Genomic DNA, 25,170 nt, shown 5'->3' with positions numbered 1-25,170 from the left:
CCTCGACACGCCCGCAGGAGAACGCGATGTCCGCCCCTGACCCGAACTCGTCCGGCCCGATCGCGATCGGCCTCGGCATGCCCGAGGCGCCACCGCCGGTGCTGGCCCCCCGACGCAAGACCCGCCAGATCCAGGTCGGCTCGGTCGGCGTCGGCAGCGATCACCCCATCTCGGTGCAGTCGATGACCACCACCAAGACCCACGACATCAACGCGACGCTGCAGCAGATCGCCGAACTCACCGCGTCGGGCTGCGACATCGTCCGCGTGGCGTGTCCGCGTCAGGAGGACGCCGACGCGCTGCCGATCATCGCCAAGAAGTCCAAGATCCCGGTGATCGCCGACATCCACTTCCAGCCGAAGTACATCTTCGCCGCCATCGACGCCGGATGCGCGGCGGTGCGCGTGAACCCCGGCAACATCAAGGAATTCGATGGCCGCGTCAAGGAGGTCGCCAAGGCCGCCGGGGACGCCGGCATCCCGATCCGCATCGGCGTCAACGCCGGATCGCTGGACAAGCGCATCATGCAGAAGTACGGCAAGGCCACCCCGGAGGCGCTGGTGGAGTCGGCGCTGTGGGAGGCGGGCCTGTTCGAGGAGCACGGCTTCGGCGACATCAAGATCTCGGTCAAGCACAACGACCCGGTCATCATGGTCGAGGCCTACCGCCAACTCGCGGCGCAATGCGACTACCCGCTGCACCTCGGCGTCACCGAGGCCGGTCCCGCATTCCAGGGCACCATCAAGTCCGCGGTCGCGTTCGGGGCGCTGCTGAGCCAGGGCATCGGCGACACCATCCGGGTGTCGCTGTCGGCGCCGCCCGCCGAGGAGATCAAGGTCGGCGATCAGATCCTGCAGTCGCTCAACCTGCGTCCCCGCAAGCTGGAGATCGTCTCCTGCCCGTCGTGCGGGCGTGCCCAGGTCGACGTCTACAAGCTCGCCGACGCGGTGACCGCCGGGCTCGAGGGCATGGAGGTACCCCTGCGGGTGGCGGTGATGGGCTGCGTCGTCAACGGTCCGGGCGAGGCACGCGAAGCCGACCTGGGCGTGGCGTCGGGCAACGGCAAGGGTCAGATCTTCGTCAAGGGGGAGGTCATCAAGACCGTCCCCGAGGCCGACATCGTCGAGACACTGATCGAAGAAGCGCTGCGAATTGCCGAGGAATCAGGGGACACTGGTGAGGGCGCGCCGGTCGGGCCGCCGGTCGTGACCGTCTCGTAGGGTCGCGCAGGGCTACGGGAGCGAAGGAGCAGCGGTGCTGAAGCTGCTGGGCGACAAGCCGCTCGGAGCGCGGGACGCACCCGCGGTCAGTCGTGTCCTCAACGCCGACCCGGTCGCCAACTGCATGGTCGCCGCGCGCTTCGAGTCCCACGGCATCGAACCCCGGATGCTCGGTGGGGAGATGTGGTCGGCCGGTCATCCCGAATCGTCGCTGTGCTTCTCCGGTGCCAACCTCATCCCGATCCGGGGATCGCTGGCCGACATGGCGTACTTCGCCGACCGTGCGACGTCGGGGGCCCGCGTCTGCTCCTCGATCGTCGGGGACACCGATCTGGCGTTGACCCTGTGGGAGAACATCACGCCGGTCTGGGGGCCGGCCCGTGAGGTCCGTCCCACCCAGCCGCTGATGGCGCTCTACGGCCCGCCCGCCGTCGAACCCGACCCCGCGGTCCGGCTGGTCACCCCCGACGACCTCGACGCCTACCTGCCGGCGGCCGTCGACATGTTCATCGGTGAGGTCGGCGTGGATCCGCGTGCCGGCGACGGTGGCCGGTCCTATCGCCGTCGTCTCGCGTCACTGATCGCGGCGCGCCGGGTGTTCGCGCGCTTCGACGACGGCGAGGTCGTGTTCAAGGCCGAGATCGGGTCGATGTCACGGGCGGTCGGCCAGATCCAGGGTGTCTGGGTGGACCCGCAGATGCGTGGGCGCGGGTACGGCGCCGCCGGTACCGCCGCCGTGGCCGCCGCGGTCGCCGCCTACGGGCGCATTCCCAGCCTCTACGTCAACAGCTTCAACCTGCCGGCCCAGGCCGTCTACCACCGCGTCGGGTTCACCCAGGTCGGCACGTTCGCCACGGTGCTCATCGACTGACCGGCCGCGGTGCCCATCGGCACATCGGTGGGCCGAGAAGATCGCAGAGTCACAGCCTTTGGCGCCGCGTGGCTCCCGGATTCCGGGTGCCGCCGACCCTAGGATCGGCAGCGATGGAATTCTCGACGCGCAGAGCGGCCTTGATCCTGGCCATGCTGATCAGCGCTGTGCTCGTCGTCGGCGCGGCGACGGCCTGCAGTTCGGCCGACGACGGACCGCGTGGTGCCGTCGACGACTTCCTGTCCGCCTACAGCCGCGGCGACATCGCCGGCGCCGCCGCACAGACCGACAATCCGCAGGCAGCCGCGGCCGCGTTGCGTTCGGCATGGGATGGGCTCGCCGCCGAGTCGGTGACCGGGCGGACCGGCCGGGCCGACGTCACGCAGGACACCGCCGACATCGACGTCGCCTACACGTGGCGGTTGGCCGATGCGCGGGAATGGCGCTACGACGCGACCATCAAGGTGGTGCGGTCGGACTCACGCGGCTGGCAGGTGCGCTGGACCTCCACCGACATCCACCCGAACCTCGGCGCCGATCAACGGCTCATCCTGCGCACCACCGCCGCGCCGCGGGCCACCGTGAACGAGGCCGACGGTTCGGAGGTGATGGTCAACGGCACCGTCATCGGCATCAACTTCGACGCGAAAGCCGCAGCGGCCCAAGGGTCCGTCGGTGATTCGGTGACCCGCCTCGTCGACGTGCTGGCACCCATCGACCCGACCCTCAACGCGCAGAAGATCGCGGAGGAATCGACCGCCGACGACGGGCAGTACCCGATCACCCGCCTGTCCACCGCCGACTTCGACCGGTTGCGCGACCAGTTGGCGATCCCCGGCGTGGTCCACAACGAGCAGGCCGAACTGGTCCCCACCAACCCCGCCTTCGCGCCCGCACTCCTGACCGGGGTGCGCAGCGTCGTCGACGGCGAACTCGCCGGGCGGTCCGGCTGGCAGATCGTCACCGTCAATCCGAACGGCCTGGACGCCGACACCCTCACCGACCACGCGGCCGAGCCGTCGCCTGCGGTGTCGCTGAGTCTGTCCCGTCAGGTGCAGGACGCGGCGCAACGAGCGGTCAACGCCACCAACGCCTTCCAGATCGCCATGGTCGTCATCCAGCCGTCGTCCGGCCGTATCCTGGCGGTCGCGCAGAACCCGGCCGCCGATGCCCACGGACCGATCGCGACCACCGGCCTGTACCCACCGGGCTCCACCTTCAAGATGGTGACCTCGGCGGCGGCGTTCAATGCCGGAATGGTGCACCCGGATTCGACGGTGGGGTGCCCCGGCGAGGTGACCATCGGGCCGCGCACCATCCCCAACTACGACCGGTTCGCGTTGGGGCCGGTCAGTCTGCTGCGCGCCTTCGCGCAATCGTGTAACACCACCTTCGCCAAACTCGCGAGCGAGATGGGGCCGTCGGATCTGCCGCATGCGGCCGCGGCGATGGGTATCGGACGCAACTACGACATCCCCGGCCTGGCCACGGCCACCGGGTCGGTACCGATCGAGAGCGATCTGGTGGCGCGGACCGAGGACGGCTTCGGGCAGGGCCGGGACCTGGTCAGCCCGTTCGGCATGGCGCTCGTCGCGGCGACCGTCGCCAACAACGGCACACTGCCTGTCCCGCAGTTGATCCTGGGCCGCACCACACAGGTGAGCGGGCCGTCGGCGGAACTCAACCCCGACGTCGTGGGCCAATTGCGGCCGATGATGCGCGAGGTCGTGGTCTCCGGCACCGGCACCGCCATCGCGGGGCAGGGTGAGGTGTACGGCAAGACCGGTGAGGCGGAGTTCGATGGTGGGTCGCACGCCTGGTTCGCCGGTTACCGCGGAGATCTCGCATTCGCGACTCTCGTTGTGCGCGGCGGTGATTCGAACAACGCCGTGGGCGTCACCCGTGACTTCTTCTCGTTCCTGCCGGCCGGTTTCGGAGTCTGATCACAGCGTTCACCTGCGACGCGGTATGACGATCAGCCGACCGCCGCGGTCGAGGATCTCGACCGGGTAATCGTAGGTCTCCGACAGCAATTCGGTGGTCATCACCGCACGGGTCGCGCCGAAGGCGCGAAGGTGACCGTCCTTCATCACCGCCACTTTGTCGGCGTAGGCGGCCGCGAGTGTCAGGTCGTGGACCACGAGGAGGACCGCAGCGCCGGAATCTCGGTGCTCGCAGAGGATGTCGAGGACCTGCTCCTGATGCCGGATGTCGAGGGACGCGGTGGGCTCGTCGAGCATCATCACCGGGGTATCCTGCGCGATCGCCCGGGCCAGCGACACCCGCGCCTGCTGACCGCCGGACAGCTGCGGAAACGGCCGCGCCACGATGTCGGACAGGTCGCACCGGGCGATCGCGTCGGCGGTCACGGCGGGGGAATCGGCCGCACGTGGGGTGCGCAGCCACGGGAAACGTCCCATCTCCACGACCTCCCCGACGGTGAACGGGGTGTCGACGCGGTTGTGCTGGGTGACCATCGAGCGGCGGCGCGCGAGATCGCGATGGGAGGTGTGGGCGACGTCGTGACCGTCGATGAACACCTGCCCGCGTCGGGGGCGGCGTACTCCCGACAGCACCGACAGCAGGGTGGACTTGCCACAACCGTTGGGGCCCACCAGCGCGACGAGCTCGCCGGGACGCACCGACAGCGACACCCCGGACACCACGTCGCGGCCACCGAGTTCGACGACGATGTCGGTGGCCTCGATCCCGGCGTGGGGGTCGGCCATCGTCACCACCCGGCCCCGGCGTGGCGGCTGCGGCGCAACAGGATGAAGAACACCGGGCCACCCACCAACGAGGTGAACACGCCCAACGGCAGGTCGGCCCCGCCGAGTACGGTGCGTGACGCCAGGTCGGCCGCCGCGAGGACCAGTGCGCCGCCGATCACGCTCGCCGGCAACAGCACCGCGTGACGCGGACCGACGATCAGGCGCATCACATGCGGCACGACCAGACCGATGAACATCACGATGCCGGTGAAGGCGACGGCGGCGGCGGTGAGGATCGCGACGAGCACGACGACCTGCCGGCGCACGGTCTCGACGTTCACACCCAGCGACGCGGCCTGGATCTCGCCGAGCGCGAGCAGGTCGAGCTTGTGCACCAGAAGCATCGCCGCCGCCACGCCCGCGACCACCAGGGGCAGCGTCACCCACACCGCGTTCCAGTTTGCCCCGGCGAGAGAACCCAACTGCCAGAACACGATCTGTTCGCGGGCGGCGGTGGTGGCGACGAAGGTGAGGTAGGAGATGATGCCCAGGGCGAACGCGTTGATCGCAATGCCGGTGAGCACCAACATGATCGCCGACGACGACCCGTCCCGCAGGGACAGCACGTACACCGCGGCGGTGGTGATCAACGCTGCCACGAAGGCCGCCCCGGCCAGTGCCCAGCCGTTCACACCGACCCCGCCGATCACGATCATCAGGCAGGCGCCGACCGCCGCTCCCGACGACACCCCGATCACACCGGGTTCGGCCAGTGGGTTGGCCAGCACCCCCTGTAGTAGGCATCCGCCCGCTCCGAGCGCGGCGCCGACGATGAGGCCCAACACGATTCGTGGGAATCGCACCACCCACAACGCGTGCTCACCCTGCGGATGCGACGGCAGCGATCCGATGTTCAGGCCGAAATGGTGGGCGATGCTGCCGAGTACCTCGCTCGGCGCCACCGGAATCTGACCGATGGCGGCCGACGCGACGACGACGACGATCGTCGCCACGATCAGTGTCGCGATGACCACCGGTGCCGAGACTCGTCCGGCCGCCCGCGCCCCCGGCCGCGACGTCGACGGTGACTCCGTGGGAATGCTCATGTTGTGCTCACGTGTAGATCGCGTGGGACAGTGCGCCGAGGACCCTCCCGACGTCGGGTCCGAAGGCGAGGATCTCGGTCTCGTCCATCTGCACCACGCGGCGTGCCCGCCCGGCATCGGTGTCGGCGACGCCGGGCAGTGCCAGGACACCGTCGAGTCCACCTACCGAGTCCGCGCCCTGGGTCATCACCAGGATGACGTCGGGGTCGGCGCGCAGCAGCGCCTCCGGGGTGATGGCGGTGAAGGCTGCGCTCAGACCCGCCGCGGTGCCGGCGTCCTTGCCGCCGAGCGCCTCGATGAGATCGTCGGCGCCGGAGTTCGGGCCGGCCAGCAACACCAGGTTCGGTCCGCGGATGTACAGGAACGCCATCGTGGGGTCGCCGGACGGGTCGGGGATCGTTGCCTGCGCGTCGGCGATCTGCGCCTGGGTTCGTGCCACCAGGGCGTCGCCCGCGGGCGTGACGCCGAGTGCGGCCGCCACCGCCCGGATGAGATCGGGTGTGGTGGACACCGACCGCGTGTCGGTGAACGCCACCACCGGGATCTGCGAGGCACGCAACGCTTCGACCGCCTGTGGCGGGGTGGTCGTCTTGTCGACGAGGACCACCGACGGGTTCAGCGCCAGCACGGCCTCGGCGTTGAGTTGGTGCCCGTTGCCGGTGACCACCGGCAGGTCGGCCGCCGACGGGAACGTCGTCGACTGATCGCGTCCGACGACGCGGGAGCCCAGTCCCAGGGAGAACACGATGTTGCTCAGGGTGCCGTTGCGGTCGATCGCGATGATCCGGCTGGTATCGGTCACGGTCACGCTGCCCCCCGATGCCGACCCGACGGTGACCGGCAGGGTGATCGTCGGATTCGAGGTCACCGGCACGACGTCCGCATCGGGCAGAGTGGCCGTTTGCGGGCCACTGCGCAGGTGCGCGGCCGCGTCCGACGGCGATGCCTGTTCGATCGGCGCGGTGCTGCACCCGGTGGTCAGCATCAGAGTGGCGGCCAGAGCCACCAGCGCGGGGAGAACCGCGGGCCGCCCCGACGGTCGACGATACCGAGCCCGCTTCCCGATCAGGTCGCCGCCGATGACGGGCGTGGCCGTCTCCATCTGTTGCACAGGCTCACCTTAATCACGGATGGTGAGAGGTCGGCGATGTACCTCCGGCCGGTCCGGGGCGCTCATCGGCGTTCACTAAGCTGGGGCCATGACCGTTCGTGCCCCGCTTCACCCCGGCAAACTCTCACCCATCCGCCAGGTGCCCGACTCGATTGCACGGCCGGAGTACGTCTGGAAGGACAAGGTCAACGAGGGACACGAGCCCTGGGTGCAGACTCCCGAGGTGATCGAGAAGATCCGGGTGGCCGGCAAGATCGCCGCGAACGCCCTCGCCGAGGCCGGCAAGGCAGTCGCCCCCGGAGTGACCACCGACGAACTCGACCGCATCGCGCACGAGTACATGATCGACCACGGTGCCTACCCGTCGACGTTGGGCTACAAGGACTTCCCGAAATCCTGCTGCACCTCGCTGAACGAGGTCATCTGCCACGGCATCCCGGATTCGACCGTCATCGCCGACGGCGACATCGTCAACATCGACGTCACCGCCTACATCGACGGGGCCCACGGCGACACCAACGCCACCTTCCTCGCCGGCGACGTGTCGCAGGAGGCACGCGATCTCGTCGAGCGCACCCGCATCGCCACCGAACGCGCCATCAAGGCGGTCAAACCGGGACGTGAACTCAACGTGATCGGCCGCGTCATCGAGGCCTACGCCAACCGATTCGGCTACACCGTGGTCCGCGACTTCACCGGCCACGGCATCGGCGAGACCTTCCACAACGGACTCGTCGTCCTGCACTACGACCAGCCCAACGTCGACACCATCATCGAACCCGGCATGGTGTTCACCATCGAACCGATGATCAATCTCGGTGGGCTGCCGTGGGAGATGTGGGACGACGGGTGGACCGTGGTGACCGTCGACCGCAAGTGGACGGCCCAGTTCGAGCACACGCTCGTCGTCACCGACACGGGCGCGGAGATCCTCACGGTGCCCGACGCCTGACCGGGCCCGACGCCTGACCGGGCCCGACGCCCGACCGGCCCGACGCCGACCGGCCTCACGCCGGATCGCGGACCCGCACCGGCTGATCGATCGAGGTGGTCGTCGTCCCGTCGCCGAGTTGCCCGGCATTGTTGAGACCCCAGCAGTACAGCCGGCCGGCCGAGATCGCGCAGACGTTGATGTTGCCGTCCAGCGCCGTCACCTGATCGATGCCCGCCACGTCGGCGGGCGTCGGCGCCACGTCGCCACCACTACGCCAGCACGAGACGTGGCCGCTGACGACCGCGGCGCATCCACCGGTCCCGGTGTTGGCGACGTATCGTGCGCCGTCGAGTCCGATCGGCTCGGGGCGCAGATGCTCGTTCTCGGTGCCCGAGGGATACTGGCCGGGACCGTACCCCCAGCAGTAGACCTGCCCCTCGGCCACGGCGCAGGTATTGCTGGTGCCGGGACTGACCGAGGTGACCGAACGTAGTCCGGGGATCTTCACCGGGGTTGCGCGGTTCTCCCGGGTGCCGTCGCCCACCTGGCCGGTGTTGTTCTGGCCCCAGCAGTACAGTTCGGCCCCGCGAGTGATGGCACAGGTGGTGGCGACCCCACTCGTGATCGACGCCACGTTCTCCAGACCGGCCACCTTCGTCGGATCGGCCACCGACGTGGATGTCGTTCCGACGCCGGCACTTCCGTACACGTTGTTTCCCCAGCAGTACACCTCACCCCGACGCACCACACACGTGGCGATCCCGGAGGAAACCCCACTGACATCGGAGATGCCGTCGACGCGAGTGGGGATTCGCTGCATGTCGCCGCCCGCGAGATCCTGACCCCAGCAGTACAGGTCGCCCTTGCTCACCGCACAGACCCGGGCCTGACCGAACGCCACCGACACCGACGAGACATCACTGATGCCCGTGACCGCCGTCGGGACGGTGCGGTCGGTGGTCGTGCCGTCACCGACGGCGCCGTAATCGTTGTCACCCCAACACAACAGCGCACGCCCCTTGATCCCACAGCTGACGGTCGTCGAGGTGCTGACCGCGGTCCAGTCACCGCTCGCGTCCGGCGCGCTCGTGGCCGCCGGCGCACCGGTTCCCGACGCGGCGGCCGGCGGCGTGGACGGTTCGTCACCCGCCGACAACCAGACGGCGACACCCGCGACGGCCGCGACGAGGAGCAGCACACTCACTGCAGCGGTCACCAGCAGGGCCGTTCGCCGTGCCGATGACCCGCGCGGCGACGTCGGAGCGGGTGGCGCAGGCGTGGCAGGGGTCAGGCCGGTACCCGGTGCGCCGGGGTGCTGCGGCGGCATCGGTACCGCGCCCGGTATCAACGTCGGTGCACCGCGGGACGACATGGCGCGGTGGAGGTCGGTGGTGAAGTCGTGGCAGGTGGGGTAGCGGTCGGTGGGGTTTTTGGCCATGGCTCGTGCGATGACCGCGTCGGCTGCCGGTGGTGTGGGGATGCGTTCGGAGAGTCGGGGGATGGGGGCGTGGAGGTGGCCGGAGATGAGGTGGCCGGGGTTGGTGGCGGGGAAGGGTGGGGTGCCGGTGAGGAGGGTGAAGGTGGTGCAGGCCAGGGCGTATTGGTCGGAGGCGGGGGTGGCGGGTGCGCCGTTGAGTATTTCGGGTGCGGCGTAGGCGAGGGTGCCGATGAAGGCGCTGGTGGCGGTCATCTTGGGGGCGTCGATGAGTCGGGCGATGCCGAAGTCGAGGACGGTGACGCGGTCGGGGTGGCCGTGGGGGTCGGTGGTGATGACGATGTTGGCGGGTTTGATGTCGCGGTGGATGATGCGGCGGGCGTGGGCGTAGTCGAGGGCGTCGGCGACGCGGGTGGTGATGTGGAGGGTGTCGTCGATGGGGAGTGGGGGGTGGTGGTCGAGGTCGTGTCCCTGGAGGTAGGTCATGGTGAACCAGGGGGTGCGGTTTTCGATGCCGTGGGCGTAGACGGTGACGATGCCGGGGTGGTCGAGGGAGGCGGCCATGCGGGCTTCGTTGGTGAAGCGGGCGAGGAAGTCGGGGTCGTCGGTTCCGGTGGAGACGATTTTGAGGGCTTCGTGGCGGTGGAGTGAGGGGTGTTCGACGAGGTAGACCTGGCCCATGCCGCCGGCGCCGAGTTGTCGGATGACGCGGTAGCCGGCGAAGAGTGTGCCCGGTTCGAGCAGCGTCATGCGCCGATTCCCCCCAACTGCGTCGACAAATGTGCGATCAACTGTAGCGATACGCCCGTCGCGGACCGCGCGACCGGGTCGGCGGAGTCATCCGATCATGCCCCGACCCACCGCGACGGCGACCGCTACTACTCCGGATCACGAACGCGCACAGGTTGATTGAGGGATGCGGTGGTGGTGCCGTTGCCGAGTTGTCCGGAGTTGTTGAGTCCCCAGCAATACAGTTGACCCGCCGAGATCGCACACATGGTCGCCGCGCCGAGCAACTGCGTCACATGGTCGAGCCCGGAGAGCTCCGTCGGTCCGGGTTCGGACGAGGTGTCGAAAGCCCCGAAGCACTGCACGTCTCCGCTGATCACCGACGCACATCCGCTGTCACCGACGGAGACAACCTGTCGAGCGCCCTCGATGCCGTCCACGCGCTCCGGTGCCAGATGCTCGTCCTCGGTCCCGGCCGGATACTGGCCGGTCGAGAATCCCCAGCAGTAGACGGTGCTCTCGGCGACGGCACACGTGTTCTGGGGTGAGAGACTGACCGAGGTCACCGAGCGCAGGCCGGTGATCTTCACCGGGGTTGCGCGGTTCTCCTGGGTCCCGTCGCCGACCTGTCCATTGGCGTTCAATCCCCAGCAATACAGTTCCTGGGCGCGAGTGATCGCACACGCGCTGCCGACGGCGGTGCTCACCGATGCGACATTGTCGAGGCCGACGACCTTCGTCGGGTCGGGGACCGAGCCGCCGATCTTTCCGTTACCCGCGTTGCCGTATGAATTGTTGCCCCAGCACCACACCTCGGCCCGGCGCACGGCACACGAGGTGAGTCCCGCGGAGACCGAGGACACGTTCGAAATGCCGTCGACGACGACCGGGGTCCGACGGACGTCACCGGTGACGATGTCCTGCCCCCAGCAGTACACCTGGCCCTTGCTGACGGCGCACGTCATCGGTGCTCCGGGCGCGACGGACACCGAGGTGACCTCGGTGAGTCCACTCACCGGCGTCGGGACATGGCGATCGGTCGTGGTGCCGTCGCCGACGGCGCCGTAGTCGTTGTCACCCCAGCACAGCAGGGCACGACCCTTGATCCCGCAGGACACGTCGTTGTACGCGGTGGCCGTCGTCCACTAACCGCTGAAATCCGCTGCGGGACTGGGCGTCACCGAGCTGGTCGCGATCGGCGCATCGGGCTCGTCGTCGCCACCGGACGACCAGATCGCCACACCGGTCACCGCGGCGACCAGCAGCATCACGCTCCCGATCACCCCCGAGACAACCGCGGCGCGGCGCCTGGTAAAGCGTTGCGGCGACTGCGGAGGTCCTACCGGCTCGGGTGGCGCACCGAGGAAGTGGGGGAAGCGGGGAGGCACACCCCCGTGCATCGTGGGTAGGCCGGCTCGGGCACCCGAAAACTGCGTCGGTGGATTCCCTGGTGGGATCATCGTCGACCCGGGAGTCACCGTCGGCGCATACACGGGCGAGGGCGCCAGTGTCGGTGCACTGCGGCCGCCGTCCGGCGCAGCACCCGGGGACAGCAGCGCCTGCCGGAGGTCGGTGGTGAAGTCGTGGCAGGTGGGGTAGCGGTCGGTGGGGTTTTTGGCCATGGCTCGTGCGATGACCGCGTCGGCTGCCGGTGGTGTGGGGATGCGTTCGGAGAGTCGGGGGATGGGGGCGTGGAGGTGGCCGGAGATGAGGTGGCCGGGGTTGGTGGCGGGGAAGGGTGGGGTGCCGGTGAGGAGGGTGAAGGTGGTGCAGGCCAGGGCGTATTGGTCGGAGGCGGGGGTGGCGGGTGCGCCGTTGAGTATTTCGGGTGCGGCGTAGGCGAGGGTGCCGATGAAGGCGCTGGTGGCGGTCATCTTGGGGGCGTCGATGAGTCGGGCGATGCCGAAGTCGAGGACGGTGACGCGGTCGGGGTGGCCGTGGGGGTCGGTGGTGATGACGATGTTGGCGGGTTTGATGTCGCGGTGGATGATGCGGCGGGCGTGGGCGTAGTCGAGGGCGTCGGCGACTCTGCCGATGATGTGGGACACATCCTCGATCGGCAGCGCCGGGCTGTGATAGAGGTCGCGCCCCTCCAGATAGCTCATGGTGAACCACGGTGTGCCGTTCTCGACGCCATGCGCATGGACGGTGACGATGCCGGGGTGATCGAGGGACGCTGCCACTCGGGCCTCGTTGGCGAAACGATGAAAGAAGTCGGGGTCGTCGGTGTTGGCGGAAATGATCTTGAGCGCCTCGCGGCGATGCAAAGAGGGATGTTCGACGAGGTAGACCTGGCCCATGCCGCCGGCACCGAGCCGGCGGATGACGCGGTAGCCGGCGAACATCGTGCCGGGCTGGAGCAGCATCACGCGTCGATTCCCCCGACTTCGTCGACAAATGTGCGCTCAACTGTAGCGAAACGTGGTGGAAGGGGGCACGCCGAGAACGTTGCACGCACCGTCATTCCGGGTCGCTGACGCGTGCGGGTGTGCCGAACGACGTGGTCGTGGTCCCGTCGCCGAGCTGCCCCGCGTTGTTGCGTCCCCAGCAGTACAGGTGACCGGCCGAGATCGCGCACGTGTTCGCCACACCCACCAGGTTCGTCACCTGATCCAGTTCGGGCAGCACCGCAGGCGTCGACGGTGGCGCCGTGTCGAGGACCTGCCAGCAGGTGACGCGGCCGGAGTTCACCGTTGCGCAGCCGCCGTTGCTGGTCAGGGCGACGTCGCGGGCACCGCTCACACCCACCGGGGTGGGGCTGAGGTGGCCGACCCGGCCATTCTCCGGACGGCCGACGGGCCCGGAACCCCAGCAGTAGACGGTCCCGTCGGCGACGGCGCAGGTCGCGTCGGCGCCCAGGGTCACCGAGGTGACCGACCGCAGTCCCGCGATCCTCACCGGCGTCAGCCGATTCTGCGTGGTCCCGTCACCGACCTGTCCGGTGGTGTTCCTCCCCCAGCAGTACAGGTCGGCCGCGTGGGTGATCGCACAGGTGGTGCCGACGCCGGTGGCGATCGATGCCACATCCTCGAGTCCGATCACCCGCGTCGGCTCCGGGATGAAGCCGATCGTGGATCCGGTACCGGTGCCGCCGTCGACATTGCTTCCCCAGCAGTAGGCCTGTGACTGCCGCACGGCGCAGGTCGTCACTCCGGCGGTGACCTCGCTGGCACCGGAGATGCCGTCGACTCGGGTCGGTTTGATGTCGCCACCGGAGGCGTTCTGGCCCCAGCAGTACACGTCGCCGTCGCTCACGGCGCAGGCCCGGGCCTGCCCGTAGGCGACCGACACCGACGAGACGTCGCCGAGCCCGTGGACGGGCGTGGGAACCGAGCGATCGGTGGTGGTGCCGTCGCCGACGGAGCCGTATTCGTTGTCGCCCCAACAGAACAGCCCACGACTCTTGATTCCGCAGGTCACGTTCGTGGATGTGCTGACGGCGGTCCACTCGCCGACGGTCGACTCCCGTGATGCGGTGGTCGGCGCGTCCGATCCGTCGCCGACCGACGTCACGAGAGTGACACCCGCGATGGCGGCGAGGAGCAGGAGTACGCCACCGAGTACGACAGTTCGTCGTGCGGAGCGGGACCCGCGTCCCCGCCGATGGCCGGTGGACGATTGCCCCGCGGCAGGCTGCGCGAGCACCGGTGGTGGCGGAGCGGACCCCGGCGCGACGGTCGGAGCACCGGAGAACACCGTCGGCATCGCGGACGACGCATCCGTCGTCGGTGCGCTCATCGGCGGTGCGTTCCGGGGTGCGGACGCCGCGTGCGCGAGAGCAGCGCTGAACTCGCGGCAGCTCGCGTACCGCTCCGCCGGATCCTTGGCGAGGGCTCGAGCGAATACCGCGTCGACCTCCTCCGGAACCGGGACGTGTGGGCATCGCCGACGCTGATCGATGTCACATCGTCGACTCCGTGCACCTGTCGAGGGACCAGCAGGTTCGGCGCACCTCGCTCGCCCGATTCGTTGACGCCTGCCTGGCCCGAATGATTGTCGCCCCAGCAGTACACATCGGCCTTCGACAGCGCACAGGCCGTCCCGAACAGTGAGCCCACCGACACCTGCGACACCCCGGTCAGGGTGCCCGAGCGCACCGGAACCGTCGAGTCGGTCTCGTCCGAGGCCAGGGATCGCCCGTCCCCGAGCGTGCCCCGGCTCCCGCCGCCCCAACAGAACACGGTCCCGCCGGTTGCCGTGGCACACGAGGTGTTGGCGACGGTGCTCACCGACGTCGAATCCGTCAGCCCGAGTACCCGTACCGGCGTCGTGCTCGCGGTGGATGAACCATCGCCGAGCGCGAAAGTGCTCTTACCCCAGCAATACGGAACGTCCTGGGCCACCGCACACGTCACGTTGATCGACGCGGAGATGGCCGTGACGTCCGTGAGGCCGACGACCTCGACTGGAGTCGCGCTGTCGGTGGTGGATCGGTTGCCGAGTTGTCCCTTGTCGTTCTCGCCCCAGCACCATGCCCGACCGGAGTCGATGGCGCAGGTGTGGCCCGACCCGGCGCTGATCGCGGTCACGTGGGCGAGCCCGACGACCTTCACCGGGACCACCGGCGCGCCGGTGCTGATGCCGTTGCCCAGTTGGCCCGCATCGTTGTTTCCCCAGCAGTACGCCGATCCGGCCGTCGCGATGGCACACGCGTGACCGGCACCCACCGATGTACTCACCCAACCACCGACGGGGATCTCCGCGGGATTCTGCACCAGGAACTCGGAGCGCGGCAGTGCCGATGTCGAGTCCGCATCGCCGACGTCGGCGACAACTGCCACCACGACGGCGACGAGCGCCATCACGAGAACCAATGCCGCGACGCCGACACCGATCGCCAGTCCACGTCGCGGCCGTCCACGTGGAGGTTGCGGGTTCCATGCGGGCGCTGCCACGTGGGGATGGACGGGAGGACGCGCGACACCCGGCACCGGTGAGAAGTGCGCGGCCGGGGCTGGGGCGGACGGTCCCATGTGAGCCGCGGCGTTGGCAAAGGCCGAGGCGAACGCGGCGCAGTTCGGGAACCTTTGCTCGGGGGTCTTGGCGAGTGCACGTCGAAACACGTCGTCGAACGGTGCCAGGGTGGGGTCGGCTGCAGACACCCGCGGAATGGGTGAGTTGATATGACCCATCATCAACGCGCCCGGATTGTCGGCGACGTACGGCGCGCGGCCGGTCAACAATTCGAAGGTCGTGCACGCCAACGCATATTGATCTGACGCCGGACTCGCCGCCGAGCCGGTGAGGACCTCGGGCGCGGCGTAGGCGACGGTGCCGATGAACGCGTTGGACGTCGTCATCCTGGTGCTGTCGAGAAGGCGTGCGATGCCGAAGTCGAGCACCGTGACCCGGTTGAGGGAACCGTCGGCGCCGCGGGTGACGAGGATGTTGGCCGGTTTGATGTCGCGGTGAATGATTCGGTGAGCGTGAGCATCGTCGAGCGCGTCGGCCACCCGGGTCAGGATCGCAACTACCTCGTGCGGCGGGAGCGGGCCCGCACCGGACAGGTCGGTGCCCGCGATATAGGCCATCGTGTACCACGGCTGGCCGTCCTCGATCCCGTAGTGATAGACGGTGACGATGTCGGGGTGATCGAGGGACGCCGCGGTCCGGGCCTCGCTGGTGAATCTCTCGGAGAACGACGGGTCGTCGGAGCGAACCGAGATCACCTTCAGTGCTTCACGACGTCCGAGATGCGGGTGTTCGACGAGATAGACCTCGCCCATGCCGCCGGCACCCAGCTGTTCGATGACGCGACAACCGGCAAAGGTCGCACCGGCGGCCAGTGCCATCGATATCTCCTCACCCCGACGTTCTCGGGTGAGGGTATCGAACCCCGGGGGCCCCGCGTCGACGCGGATGGCGGAGGCGGGCTCTGATCGACGGCGCGGAAAGCACCCGAACGACGAACGCACCGATAGGGTGACCGAGGTGACCGGGATTCGTGGTGCCGTACTGATCGGGGGGACGAGCTCGGACGCCGGCAAGAGCCTGGTGGTCGCCGGGCTGTGCCGGGCGCTGGCGCGACAGGGCGTGCGGGTCGCGCCGTTCAAGGCCCAGAACATGTCCAACAATTCGGTGGTCACGATCGACGGCGGCGAGATCGGTCGCGCGCAGGCGTTGCAGGCGTACGCCTGTGGTCTGGAACCGTCGACCCGATTCAATCCCGTGCTGCTCAAGCCGGGCGGTGATCGACGGTCGCATGTGATCGTGCGTGGGCAGCCGGCCGGCGACGTGGGCGCTCGCGACTACATCACGCGCCGGTCCCATCTACTCGAGGTGGTCGCCGATGAATTGTCCTCGCTACGTGACGAATTCGATGTCGTCATCTGTGAGGGTGCCGGTTCGGTCGCCGAGATCAATCTGCGTGATACCGACATCGCCAACATGGGATTGGCGCAGGCTGCCGACCTTCCGGTGCTGCTCGTCACCGACATCGACCGCGGCGGATCGCTGGCGCACCTCTTCGGTACCACCGCCATCCTGGACAGCGCGGATCAGACGCGCATCGCCGGCTACATCATCAACAAGTTCCGTGGCGATGTGTCGATCCTCGAACCGGGACTGATGCAGCTGCAGGCGTTGACCGGACGGCCGACGCTGGGCGTGTTGCCGTTCGACACCGGCCTGTGGATCGATGCCGAGGATTCGCTGTCGTCGCCGGTCGGCCGTCGGGTGGGACCGCTCGGGACGTCGGATCGGTCGGGCCGCAACCTCACGGTGGCCGCGATCCGGCTACCTCGGATCTCCAACTCCACCGACGTGGAGGCCTTGGCATGCGATCCGGGCGTGGACGTCACGTGGGTGGACGATCCGGGCAGCGTCGCCTCCGCTGATCTGGTGGTACTCCCGGGCACTCGGGCCACCGTGTCCGACCTCGCGTGGCTGCGGTCACGGGGGATCGACAGCGCCGTGCAGGCGAGGGCTGCTGCCGGCCGGCCGATCCTCGGGATCTGCGGAGGATTCCAGATGCTCGGCCGACTCATCGTCGACGATGTGGAGTCGGCGACGGGACACGAGCGGGTGGACGGTCTCGGCCTCCTCGACATCGACGTGGAGTTCGATCAGCAGAAGATCCTCCGCGAGGTCAGTGGCACCGGTGGCGGTCTCCCGATCAGCGGATATGAGATCCATCACGGACGGGTGACGCGTTCCGCCGAGGAACCCTGGCTGCGCGACGACCGTTTCGGCGACGAAGGCGCGGCTCGAGGATCGGTACGGGGGACACACTGGCACGGCTTGCTCGCCTCGGACGGGTTTCGCCGGGACTTCCTCTGTTGGGTCGCAAGAGAATCGGGCCATAGCGAGTTCGAGCCCGACGAAACCGTCACCTTCGCCGACGTGCGCGCCGAGCAGGTCGACCGCATCGCGGATCTGGTGGTCGAGCATCTCGATCTCGACGCCGTCGTGGACATCCTCGCCGCCGGAGCTCGCGCGGACCTGCCGATCATCGCCAGCGCGCTGATTCCGCGCCCGTGTTGAACCTCTGACGTGTCGGCGATCACCTAGGCTGGACCGAGTGGACACACAACAGCGCACGGTCGATGTGGGGGATCTGAGTTTCGAGGTCACCACCGGGGGCCCGGACAAGGGCCCCTGGGTGCTACTCCTTCACGGCTTTCCGGTGAACGGTTCGTGCTACGACGCCGTCGTCCCGCGTCTTCATGAGGCGGGATTGCGGACCATCGTGCCCAACCAGCGCGGCTACAGCCCGGGTGCCCGTCCCGACAAGGTCGAGGATTATCGGATCGATCATCTCGTCGACGATGCGATCGGCATCCTCGATGCGCTCGGCGTGCACTACGCGTTGTTGGTCGGACACGACTGGGGAGGGCTGGTTGCCTGGCACCTCGCCGCCAAGCATCCAGACAGGTTCACCGGATTCGTCGCGGTCAGCACGGGTCACCCGTCGGCGACCCGAGATTCACTGGACACCAGTGATCAACGGGAAAGATCCTCCTACATCAAGGATTTCATTGCCGACGGTGCGGAGGAGAAGCTCCTCGCGCGCAACGGTGTACTGCTGCGTCGGGCGGGTGTCACTGCGGAAGAGCTTGCCCCACTGAAGGAACCGGGGGCGATGACCGCGGCGTTGAACTGGTACCGGGCGAACTTCACCACCGACATCGCCAAGACGATGTCGTGCCGACCCGTCGAGATTCCCACCACCATGGTGTGGAGCGACGCCGACTCTGCGCTCGGGCGTGAGCAGGCCGAGCAGAGCGGGCGGTATGCCTACTCGGACTTCCGCTTCTGCGTACTGTCCGGCGTCGACCACTGGATTCCGCAACACGCGCCGGCCGAACTGGCCAGCGAGATCTCCTTGCGCTCAGCAGTTTTCTGAGCGCCGTCGGTCAGGCGACGCTCGACCAACCCCATCTCCTGACGCGTCCCAACGGCCTCGTCGAGCACCCTCATCCCGCCGGTCGAGCCGGTGAGGAGCGCAAGCGACGAACCGTGTCGAGACCCGGTGACGCAAGGCTGGAAATAGCCAGCACCCCAACCATATTCACGCATGCACACCCTGTGGGTAGAAAAGCCTTGCGAATATAGATGTGGACCGCTATAATAGAACACATACGCCACAACGGCCTTCTCGGGGGAGGTGACATCAGCATGACAGACACCACCGACAGTCCCATGTCACGACCACTGCAGCTGATGCACCAACTCTCCGAGATCTTGGACGAGTTGGCCGAAACTCCGATGACCGCATGCTCCGACACCGAAGTCATCGAAGCGGCGAAACTGTCCGAACAGATCGCGACCCGTACCCACTTTCAGGGTGATCGCGCGATCCTGGAAATCTCTGATCGTGGTGTGCACCGCAAGGTCGGCAAAGTCAGCCTGTCGAATTTTCTGAACTACGATCTGCGGATCGCGCAACCCACCATGCGCATCGCTCATATGAAGGCCACCGCCCGGTTCCACGGTTTGACCGGGCAACCGGAGGAACCGAAATACCCGACCCTGTCGGCCGCGTATGAGAAGGGTCTGATCGGTCACACCCACCTGTCGGCGGCACTGGAAGCCCTGGACAACATCCCCAACGCCGTACCGCATGACAAGAAGGTCGCCGCCGAAGCCACCCTCGGTGAGAAAGCCACCGAACACATCCCGGCCGACATCACCAAGATGGGTGCCCGCATTCTGGCGCACCTCGACCCCGACGGACAGTTGGTCGAGGAGAAAGAACGCCAACAGCGTCGCAACTTGTGGATCAACCAGTCCCGTGTCGATGGGATGGCGAAACTCAACGGGCACCTCCCTCCGATCACCCGCGCCCTGTGGGACATCTCCTCGCGGGGGCTGGGTATGCCACCACTGCGTCCGGATCCACGATTCCTATTCCGGATTTGCTGAGTGCGTTGGGGGACATCAAAGACCCCAACGATCTGCAGCAGTTCCTGGCGGTGTTCTCCGACGCCATCGACCTCCCGTTGTATCTGGGGCGGGCCCGCCGGTTGGCGTCGACCGAGCAGCGGATCGCGTCGTTCTCCCGCACCGGCGGTGAGGTGTGTTCGTTCCCCGGATGTGGGCAACCCGCCTCGCATTCGGAGATGCATCACGCCAAAGAGGACTGGGCTGATGGCGGGAAAACCGACATCACCGATCTGGCGCCGGCGTGCGGGCCGCACAACCGGATGGTCGGGCCGAATCCGGGTCAGTACACCACCGGCATCTACGAGGACGGACCGCTCGCCGGTCGGTGTTGGTGGCAGCTCAACGCCGCACCCGGGATGCCGGAGAACCCGAAGATCGTCAACGATCACCCCGACATCACCGCACTCTACGAGCAGAAACTCGACCAGATCCGCGACCAGATCCACAGCGACCACAACGGCACCGATACCGGTAGTGGTGCCGGCGCAACCGAACCCGCAGACACCGACGTGGTTGACGCCGACGTGGTCGACGCTGAAGCGGTCGATGCCGAAACTGCTGACATCGAAGCCGAAGCCGCTGACGGTGAAGCACGTGGTGAGGCCGAGGACGACACTCGCCACGACCACGAGGGCGCGGCACCGACCGTCGAGGCCGAAACCCCGTGCGATCGTGGCGTTTCGAGTGACCATCCGGCTCCGGCCGTCGACTCGTCCAACATCGTCGACAGCATCGACGAGGGTGACGACCGCAAGTCCGGCGTCGCTGAGCAACCCGAACCAGGCGTCGACGAGTTCGATTCAGGCGCAGCCCATTCCGATCCTGTTGAGCCCCAACCACCCGATCAGCGGGACGGGCCCGACGCCGTAGGCGGCGAGCACCCCGACGAACCTGGTGTCACCGGTACCGGGGAGATCGACCTGGTCATCTTTGACGGGGACGGTGTTCCGATCACCGACGATCCCGACGACCCTGACACCGTTGCCGGGCTGGATCGTGCCTCACGTACCCGGATTCGTGTCCGCGACACGGCCACTGAAAGTCAGGCACGCGAGCGCCGCATCCGTGATGGCGGATTCCGTACCAGCGATGCCGACCGGGAGCGTGAGCTCGAGGAACTGGCCGCCATCGGCATGAACCCGCGCAACAGCCGGATCGAACGTGTCCTGGCCGCCAGGCTCCACTACCGGCTCGACACCTCCTGAACCAGCCCGCCCCACCGGGACTGTCCGGGCTCCGCTGCCGCAGAAACGTTGTGGCCGTGGGGAGTTACAGCGCTTGCCTTGCGAGGCCTCGACCTCGACAAGCTCGGCCCGGCGGACACGGTCCTCCGTTTCGACGGAGCTCAACGCGGCGGCTAACGCTCCGGACCGGCTCGACCACCGGGACGGGACCTCGACCTCGACCTCGACAAGCTCGGCCCGGCGGACACGGTCCTCCGTTTCCACGGAGCTCAAACACCGCGACCAACGGGACGGTCGGATCGACCAACGGGCCGGGTCAGATCTCCAGTCCGAGAAGGGCGTTCTCCAGGACCTCCGGCATTGCCGGGTGAATCCAGTACTGGCCGCGCGCCATCTCGTGGGCGGTGAGCCCGAAGGACATCGCCTGAATGACCGGTTGGATGACGGTCGGAGCCTGCGGACCGATGAGGTGGGCGCCCAACAGTTTGCCGGTGCCCTTCTCGGCGATCAGTTTGCAGAACCCGGTGGAGTCCTCCATCGCCCAGCCGTAAGCGACGTCACCGTATGCCTGGACCTTGACCGTGATGTCGTGGCCGGCCGCGCGGGCCTGCGCCTCCGACATGCCGACGCAGGCGATCTGGGGGTGGGTGAAGACGGCAGCAGGAACGTATCGATGATCAAAGGACTCGAGATCGTCGGCGTCCCAACCCTTGCACAGGTTGGCCTGCACGACACGCTGTTCGTGATTGGCGACGTGCTTGAGCTGGTACGGCGAACTGACGTCGCCCAGCGCCCATACGCCGGGGGCGTCGGTTCGGCCATGCTCGTCGGCGATGACCCGGCCGTCATCAGAGAGGGTGAGTCCGATTGTGTTCAACCCCAGCCGATCCGCGTTGGATACTCGGCCGACGGCCACCAGGAGCACGTCGGCATCGAGATGGGTCCCATCCTCGAAGTCGACGCGAACTCCGCCCCCGGGAAGATTCGCCGCCCCCGACACCTGCGTGTCGAGATGCACATCCCAGCGGTCCCGGGCGATCTCGGTGAACCGCTCCGAGACCTCGTCGTCCAGCTTGCGGAGCAGTCGCGGTCCGCGGGCCACGATGGACACGTCGGTACCCAATGCACCGAAGACATGCGCGAACTCGGCGGCGATGTACCCGCTGCCCACGATGATCATCCGTTGCGGCAGCTTCTCCAGCCGCATCACGTCATTGTTGGTGTAGTAGCGGACGCCGCTCTCGGCGATCGGGGTGGGGATGGTGGCACGCGACCCTGCGGCGATGACCACCTCGTCGGCGAGGACCACCGAATCCCCGGTGACGAGCCGATAGCGGCCGGAATCATCGCGACCGTCGAACTCGACATGGGAATCGAAGACGGTGATGTTGTCACAGTCCTCGACGCGATAACGTTTGCCGCCCACCGAGATTGGGTCGATCCGCCCGAAGACACGCGACACGATCGACGGCCAGTCGACCCCGTCGACACGCGAATGAACGCCGTACTTCTCACCGTGAGAGGCGATGTCGGCGACTTCGGAGGCGTAGACGAACATCTTGGTCGGGATACAGCCGACGTTGAGGCAGGTGCCCCCGTAGATGCTTTCCTCGAAGATGGCGATGCTCTTCCCGGCGAAGCGATCGTCGGGAATGGAGTTTCCACTGCCCGATCCGATGATGGCCAGATCGACAGATGTGGTTGTTCCCACGGGTTAGTGACCTTTCGCAGTCTGTTGTTCGTGCAGGGCCGCGAGCCATCGGTCGACCTCGAGGTAGGCCTGCTCACGGGCGTGACGCACCGACAAGAACACGTCGTGCCGGGCATCGGTGATCGGCACGGTGGTGACTCGATTACCGAGGCAGCCACTCCACTGGGCGATCTGCCCGACGTCGAGGACGGCGTCCGCGGTGTCGGTCGCCGACGAGTAGTGCGGGCTGAAATGTGTTTTGTCAGAACGTAAGACGAGTGATGGAACGCCGACGTCGATGCCGTGGTGCAGGTGCCGCTGAGCCGTTCGGGCGGCATTGAGGAAGCCGAAGGTCTTGGGAAACCCGCCGAGGGGCTTCTTTGCCAGGTCGTAGCTCCACTCGCCGAACTTGCTCACGTGGATGCTGTCGCCGTATGCGGATGAGAACTCCTGCGGGATCACGGTTTTCGGCCGAACCGCGGCCACGATCCGGAACAACAGGGTCACCGGGTACGAACGGAGCAACGGCGCGCCCTGCAGATCGAACCACGGACTGTTGAGCAGCAACCCGTGGATGCGATCGTGGCGGGTTGGGTCGGTTCGGCGGAGTCGGTCGAGCCACAGTGCTGCAACCAACCCGCCGGTGGAGTGGCCGGCAACCAGGATCTCGGCGTCGGCGCCCACGTCGGCGCCGATGATGTCGATCGCGGCGCGCAACTCCTCGTCGTACACCGCGAGATCGGCGGTGTAGTGCGGGGTGTGCTGGGGCAGCAGCGAACGCCCGCACTTGCGCAGATCGATCGCGTAGAACGCATAGCCGAGTTCGGCGAAGTGGTCGGCGAGGGGTTCATGAAAGAAGTAGTCGGTCAGGCCGTGCACGTACAGCACGGCTCCGCGTTCGGCATCGGCCTGACCGGCCGGGCGGCGGACGAGGGTCGCGGTGATGGGATCCTCGCCGTCGGGGTCGGGCCCGAGGTCGATGGTGCAGGTTTCGTAGCGGTCGAGGAAGTGGTCGGGTTGCCAGCCGTGGACGACGGCACCGGTGCTGCTGGCGGCGTTGACGAGGCCCTGCTGAGACGTCACGCCACCACTGTAGTGAAGCGGCACCGGCGGCATCGACCAGCGCAGGGGGTGCGAAAGTCCGGGTGCAGTGTCGCCCAGCCCACACTTGACAGGAGTCGATGCTGCCGGAGCGCCGCGATAGGGGACAATGGGCTATCGAGAAGGGACGACGGTCGTCCCGGCTGCGTGAATTGGGGTCCAGGTGTCTGAAACGGTGATCAAGACAGATGTGGCGTTGGTGGGCGCGGGCATCATGAGTGCCACTCTGGGAGCGCTGCTGCGGCAGCTCGAGCCCAATTGGTCGATCAGCCTGTTCGAACGGCTCGACGCCGCCGCCGCCGAAAGCAGCGACCCGTGGAACAACGCCGGGACCGGTCACTCGGCACTGTGCGAGCTGAACTACACACCGAAGACCGCCGATGGTGATGTCAACATCGACAAGGCCATCAACATCAACGAGCAGTTCCAGGTGTCTCGTCAGTTCTGGGCCCACGCCGTCGACAACGGCATCCTCGGCTCGCCCAGCGAGTTCATCAACCCGATCCCGCACGTCAGCTTCACCCACGGTCAGGCCGGCGCCGACTACCTGCGCAAGCGTTACGACCGTCTCTCCGGACAGGTCTTGTTCGAGGGCATGGAGTTCATCGACGACCCGGCCGAGTTCAGCGCACGGCTGCCACTGATGGCCCAGGGCCGCGATTTCAGCGATCCGGTGGCGCTCAACTGGTTCACCGACGGCACCGACGTCGACTTCGGCGCACTCACCCAGCAGTTGCTGAACTTCGTCAGCCAGGGCGGCGACATCTACTTCGGTCACTCGGTGACCAACCTGAACAAGCAATCCGACGGCAGCTGGATCGTCAAGGTGAAGAACCGTCGCACCGGCGAGAAGACCCAGGTGCACGCCAAGTTCGTCTTCGTGGGCGCCGGTGGCGGCGCGTTGAGCCTCCTGCAGAAGTCGGGTATCGCCGAGGCGAAGGGCTTCGGCGGCTTCCCGGTGTCGGGTGAGTTCTTCCGCTGCACCAACCCCGATCTGATCGAACAGCACGCGGCCAAGGTGTACGGGCAGGCCGCCGTCGGCGCCCCGCCGATGTCGGTGCCGCACCTCGACACCCGCGTCATCAACCACTCCAAGGGACTGCTGTTCGGCCCGTACGCCGGCTGGTCGCCGAAGTTCCTCAAGAGCGGCAAGGTCACCGACCTGCCCGCGACCATCAAGCCCGGCAACCTGCTGCCGATGATCTCGATCGCGCCGCAGGAGTTCGGTCTGCTCAAGTACCTGATCGGGGAGCTCGCCGCCAGCCCCGCCGACCGCGTGAAGACGCTGTCGGAGTTCGTACCCCGCGCCCTCGGGCACGACTGGGAGTTGATCACCGCGGGCCAGCGTGTCCAGGTGATCCGTAAGACCGGTGTCGGTGGCTCGCTGGAGTTCGGAACCGCGGTGGTCGCCGCCGGTGACGGCACCATCGCGGGCCTGCTCGGTGCCTCGCCCGGCGCGTCCACGGCCGTTCCGGCGATGCTCAACGTGCTCGAGCAGTGCTTCCCCACGGAGTATCAGGGGTGGACGTCCAAGCTGACCGAGATGATTCCGTCCTTCGGCCAGAAGCTCTCGGGCAATCGCGACCTGTTCCGGCAGGTGTGGGATTGGACCAGCGCCAGCCTGCAGCTCAAGAGCGGAGCCACCCAGTCCTCCGACGCGGTCGCGACCTCGGCCGGCTGACCGCGGCGGTGTG

Annotated in this window: 19 protein-coding genes; 9 read left to right on the top strand and 10 right to left on the bottom strand. The window is 67.5% G+C overall.

Annotated features, from left to right (window positions below):
• The first annotated feature begins 26 nt into the window (after positions 1-26).
• The 3 genes from ispG to ABLE94_RS04815 all read left to right on the top strand — a co-directional run bounded on the left by ispG (position 27) and on the right by ABLE94_RS04815 (position 4,034).
• On the top strand, positions 27-1,220 hold the full coding sequence (ispG, locus tag ABLE94_RS04825; protein ID WP_348803433.1) for a flavodoxin-dependent (E)-4-hydroxy-3-methylbut-2-enyl-diphosphate synthase: 1,194 nt from the start codon (positions 27-29) through the stop codon (positions 1,218-1,220).
• A 34-nt stretch (positions 1,221-1,254) separates the two neighbouring features.
• The gene (locus ABLE94_RS04820; RefSeq protein ID WP_348808166.1) at positions 1,255-2,091 is read left to right on the top strand and encodes a GNAT family N-acetyltransferase; all 837 of its coding nucleotides are present in this window, start codon (positions 1,255-1,257) and stop codon (positions 2,089-2,091) included.
• 113 nt (positions 2,092-2,204) lie between these two features.
• The gene (locus tag ABLE94_RS04815; RefSeq protein WP_348808165.1) at positions 2,205-4,034 is read left to right on the top strand and encodes a penicillin-binding transpeptidase domain-containing protein; all 1,830 of its coding nucleotides are present in this window, start codon (positions 2,205-2,207) and stop codon (positions 4,032-4,034) included.
• A gap of 9 nt (positions 4,035-4,043) precedes the next feature.
• Here ABLE94_RS04815 and ABLE94_RS04810 read toward each other — a convergent pair whose 3' ends face one another.
• From ABLE94_RS04810 to ABLE94_RS04800, 3 genes are read right to left on the bottom strand one after another with little or no spacing between them, the layout of a single operon-like run.
• Positions 4,044-4,820 carry a heme ABC transporter ATP-binding protein gene (locus ABLE94_RS04810; RefSeq protein ID WP_348808164.1) on the bottom strand — a complete coding sequence of 259 codons (777 nt, stop codon included), beginning with the start codon at positions 4,818-4,820 and terminating at the stop codon, positions 4,044-4,046.
• Between the two features lie 2 nt (positions 4,821-4,822).
• Positions 4,823-5,908 carry a FecCD family ABC transporter permease gene (locus ABLE94_RS04805; protein ID WP_348808163.1) on the bottom strand — a complete coding sequence of 362 codons (1,086 nt, stop codon included), beginning with the start codon at positions 5,906-5,908 and terminating at the stop codon, positions 4,823-4,825.
• 7 nt (positions 5,909-5,915) lie between these two features.
• A complete protein-coding gene (locus ABLE94_RS04800; protein WP_348808267.1) occupies positions 5,916-6,893 on the bottom strand; it encodes a heme/hemin ABC transporter substrate-binding protein in 978 nt (325 codons plus the stop codon).
• Between the two features lie 214 nt (positions 6,894-7,107).
• Between ABLE94_RS04800 and map the strand changes: the two genes are divergently transcribed.
• Positions 7,108-7,971: a type I methionyl aminopeptidase gene (gene map, locus ABLE94_RS04795; RefSeq protein WP_348808162.1), complete on the top strand. Its 864-nt coding sequence runs from the start codon at positions 7,108-7,110 to the stop codon at positions 7,969-7,971.
• Positions 7,972-8,026: 55 nt separating this feature from the next.
• On the opposite strand, the gene ABLE94_RS04790 is transcribed toward map, so the two are convergent.
• The 5 genes from ABLE94_RS04790 to ABLE94_RS04770 all read right to left on the bottom strand — a co-directional run bounded on the left by ABLE94_RS04790 (position 8,027) and on the right by ABLE94_RS04770 (position 15,909).
• Positions 8,027-10,138: a protein kinase domain-containing protein gene (locus ABLE94_RS04790; RefSeq protein ID WP_348803442.1), complete on the bottom strand. Its 2,112-nt coding sequence runs from the start codon at positions 10,136-10,138 to the stop codon at positions 8,027-8,029.
• A gap of 128 nt (positions 10,139-10,266) precedes the next feature.
• Positions 10,267-11,235, bottom strand: a complete 969-nt coding sequence (locus ABLE94_RS04785; protein ID WP_348808161.1) for an RCC1 domain-containing protein — start codon at positions 11,233-11,235, stop codon at positions 10,267-10,269.
• Positions 11,236-11,262: 27 nt separating this feature from the next.
• The gene (locus ABLE94_RS04780) at positions 11,263-12,483 is read right to left on the bottom strand and encodes a serine/threonine-protein kinase (RefSeq protein ID WP_348808266.1); all 1,221 of its coding nucleotides are present in this window, start codon (positions 12,481-12,483) and stop codon (positions 11,263-11,265) included.
• Positions 12,484-12,577: 94 nt separating this feature from the next.
• Positions 12,578-13,855, bottom strand: a complete 1,278-nt coding sequence (locus ABLE94_RS04775) for an RCC1 domain-containing protein (protein ID WP_348808160.1) — start codon at positions 13,853-13,855, stop codon at positions 12,578-12,580.
• The gene (locus ABLE94_RS04770) at positions 13,852-15,909 is read right to left on the bottom strand and encodes a protein kinase domain-containing protein (RefSeq protein ID WP_348808159.1); all 2,058 of its coding nucleotides are present in this window, start codon (positions 15,907-15,909) and stop codon (positions 13,852-13,854) included. The genes ABLE94_RS04775 and ABLE94_RS04770 overlap by 4 nt, the downstream gene beginning before the upstream one ends.
• A gap of 139 nt (positions 15,910-16,048) precedes the next feature.
• Between ABLE94_RS04770 and ABLE94_RS04765 the strand changes: the two genes are divergently transcribed.
• The 4 genes from ABLE94_RS04765 (at position 16,049) to ABLE94_RS04750 (ending at position 20,706) form a co-directional block, all read left to right on the top strand.
• Positions 16,049-17,599, top strand: a complete 1,551-nt coding sequence (locus tag ABLE94_RS04765; RefSeq protein ID WP_348803446.1) for a cobyric acid synthase — start codon at positions 16,049-16,051, stop codon at positions 17,597-17,599.
• A 37-nt stretch (positions 17,600-17,636) separates the two neighbouring features.
• Positions 17,637-18,461 carry an alpha/beta fold hydrolase gene (locus ABLE94_RS04760; protein WP_348803448.1) on the top strand — a complete coding sequence of 275 codons (825 nt, stop codon included), beginning with the start codon at positions 17,637-17,639 and terminating at the stop codon, positions 18,459-18,461.
• Positions 18,462-18,733: 272 nt separating this feature from the next.
• Positions 18,734-19,480 carry a DUF222 domain-containing protein gene (locus ABLE94_RS04755; RefSeq protein WP_348808158.1) on the top strand — a complete coding sequence of 249 codons (747 nt, stop codon included), beginning with the start codon at positions 18,734-18,736 and terminating at the stop codon, positions 19,478-19,480.
• The gene (locus ABLE94_RS04750) at positions 19,474-20,706 is read left to right on the top strand and encodes an HNH endonuclease signature motif containing protein (RefSeq protein ID WP_348808157.1); all 1,233 of its coding nucleotides are present in this window, start codon (positions 19,474-19,476) and stop codon (positions 20,704-20,706) included. Before ABLE94_RS04755 ends, ABLE94_RS04750 begins: the two co-directional genes overlap by 7 nt.
• A 295-nt stretch (positions 20,707-21,001) precedes the next feature.
• On the opposite strand, the gene ABLE94_RS04745 is transcribed toward ABLE94_RS04750, so the two are convergent.
• Together ABLE94_RS04745 and ABLE94_RS04740 are read right to left on the bottom strand one after the other, a co-directional pair.
• Positions 21,002-22,396: a mycothione reductase gene (locus ABLE94_RS04745; protein WP_348803450.1), complete on the bottom strand. Its 1,395-nt coding sequence runs from the start codon at positions 22,394-22,396 to the stop codon at positions 21,002-21,004.
• 3 nt (positions 22,397-22,399) lie between these two features.
• Positions 22,400-23,458 (bottom strand): alpha/beta hydrolase, encoded by a 1,059-nt coding sequence (locus tag ABLE94_RS04740; protein WP_348803451.1) that lies wholly within the window; start codon positions 23,456-23,458, stop codon positions 22,400-22,402.
• A gap of 181 nt (positions 23,459-23,639) precedes the next feature.
• Between ABLE94_RS04740 and mqo the strand changes: the two genes are divergently transcribed.
• The gene (mqo, locus tag ABLE94_RS04735) at positions 23,640-25,157 is read left to right on the top strand and encodes a malate dehydrogenase (quinone) (protein ID WP_348803452.1); all 1,518 of its coding nucleotides are present in this window, start codon (positions 23,640-23,642) and stop codon (positions 25,155-25,157) included.
• The last annotated feature ends 13 nt before the right edge of the window (positions 25,158-25,170 follow it).

The sequence above is a fragment of the Gordonia sp. VNK1 genome, from assembly GCF_040049135.1.
Lineage (GTDB): Bacteria > Actinomycetota > Actinomycetes > Mycobacteriales > Mycobacteriaceae > Gordonia > Gordonia oleivorans.
The sequence above is the reverse complement of the archived record's forward strand: the minus strand, read 5'-3'. Positions and strand labels throughout refer to the sequence as shown.

What these genes read in the sequence shown, in the direction of transcription:
- ispG (WP_348803433.1), top strand. Translation starts at nt 27, where the DNA reads ATGTCCGCCCCTGACCCGAACTCGTCCGGCCCGATCGCGATCGGCCTC.
- ABLE94_RS04815 (WP_348808165.1), top strand. Translation starts at nt 2,205, where the DNA reads ATGGAATTCTCGACGCGCAGAGCGGCCTTGATCCTGGCCATGCTGATC.
- ABLE94_RS04810 (WP_348808164.1), bottom strand. Translation starts at nt 4,820, where the DNA reads ATGGCCGACCCCCACGCCGGGATCGAGGCCACCGACATCGTCGTCGAA.
- ABLE94_RS04805 (WP_348808163.1), bottom strand. Translation starts at nt 5,908, where the DNA reads ATGAGCATTCCCACGGAGTCACCGTCGACGTCGCGGCCGGGGGCGCGG.
- ABLE94_RS04800 (WP_348808267.1), bottom strand. Translation starts at nt 6,893, where the DNA reads ATGCTGACCACCGGGTGCAGCACCGCGCCGATCGAACAGGCATCGCCG.
- map (WP_348808162.1), top strand. Translation starts at nt 7,108, where the DNA reads ATGACCGTTCGTGCCCCGCTTCACCCCGGCAAACTCTCACCCATCCGC.
- ABLE94_RS04790 (WP_348803442.1), bottom strand. Translation starts at nt 10,138, where the DNA reads ATGACGCTGCTCGAACCGGGCACACTCTTCGCCGGCTACCGCGTCATC.
- ABLE94_RS04780 (WP_348808266.1), bottom strand. Translation starts at nt 12,483, where the DNA reads ATGCTGCTCCAGCCCGGCACGATGTTCGCCGGCTACCGCGTCATCCGC.
- ABLE94_RS04775 (WP_348808160.1), bottom strand. Translation starts at nt 13,855, where the DNA reads ATGAGCGCACCGACGACGGATGCGTCGTCCGCGATGCCGACGGTGTTC.
- ABLE94_RS04770 (WP_348808159.1), bottom strand. Translation starts at nt 15,909, where the DNA reads ATGGCACTGGCCGCCGGTGCGACCTTTGCCGGTTGTCGCGTCATCGAA.
- ABLE94_RS04755 (WP_348808158.1), top strand. Translation starts at nt 18,734, where the DNA reads ATGACAGACACCACCGACAGTCCCATGTCACGACCACTGCAGCTGATG.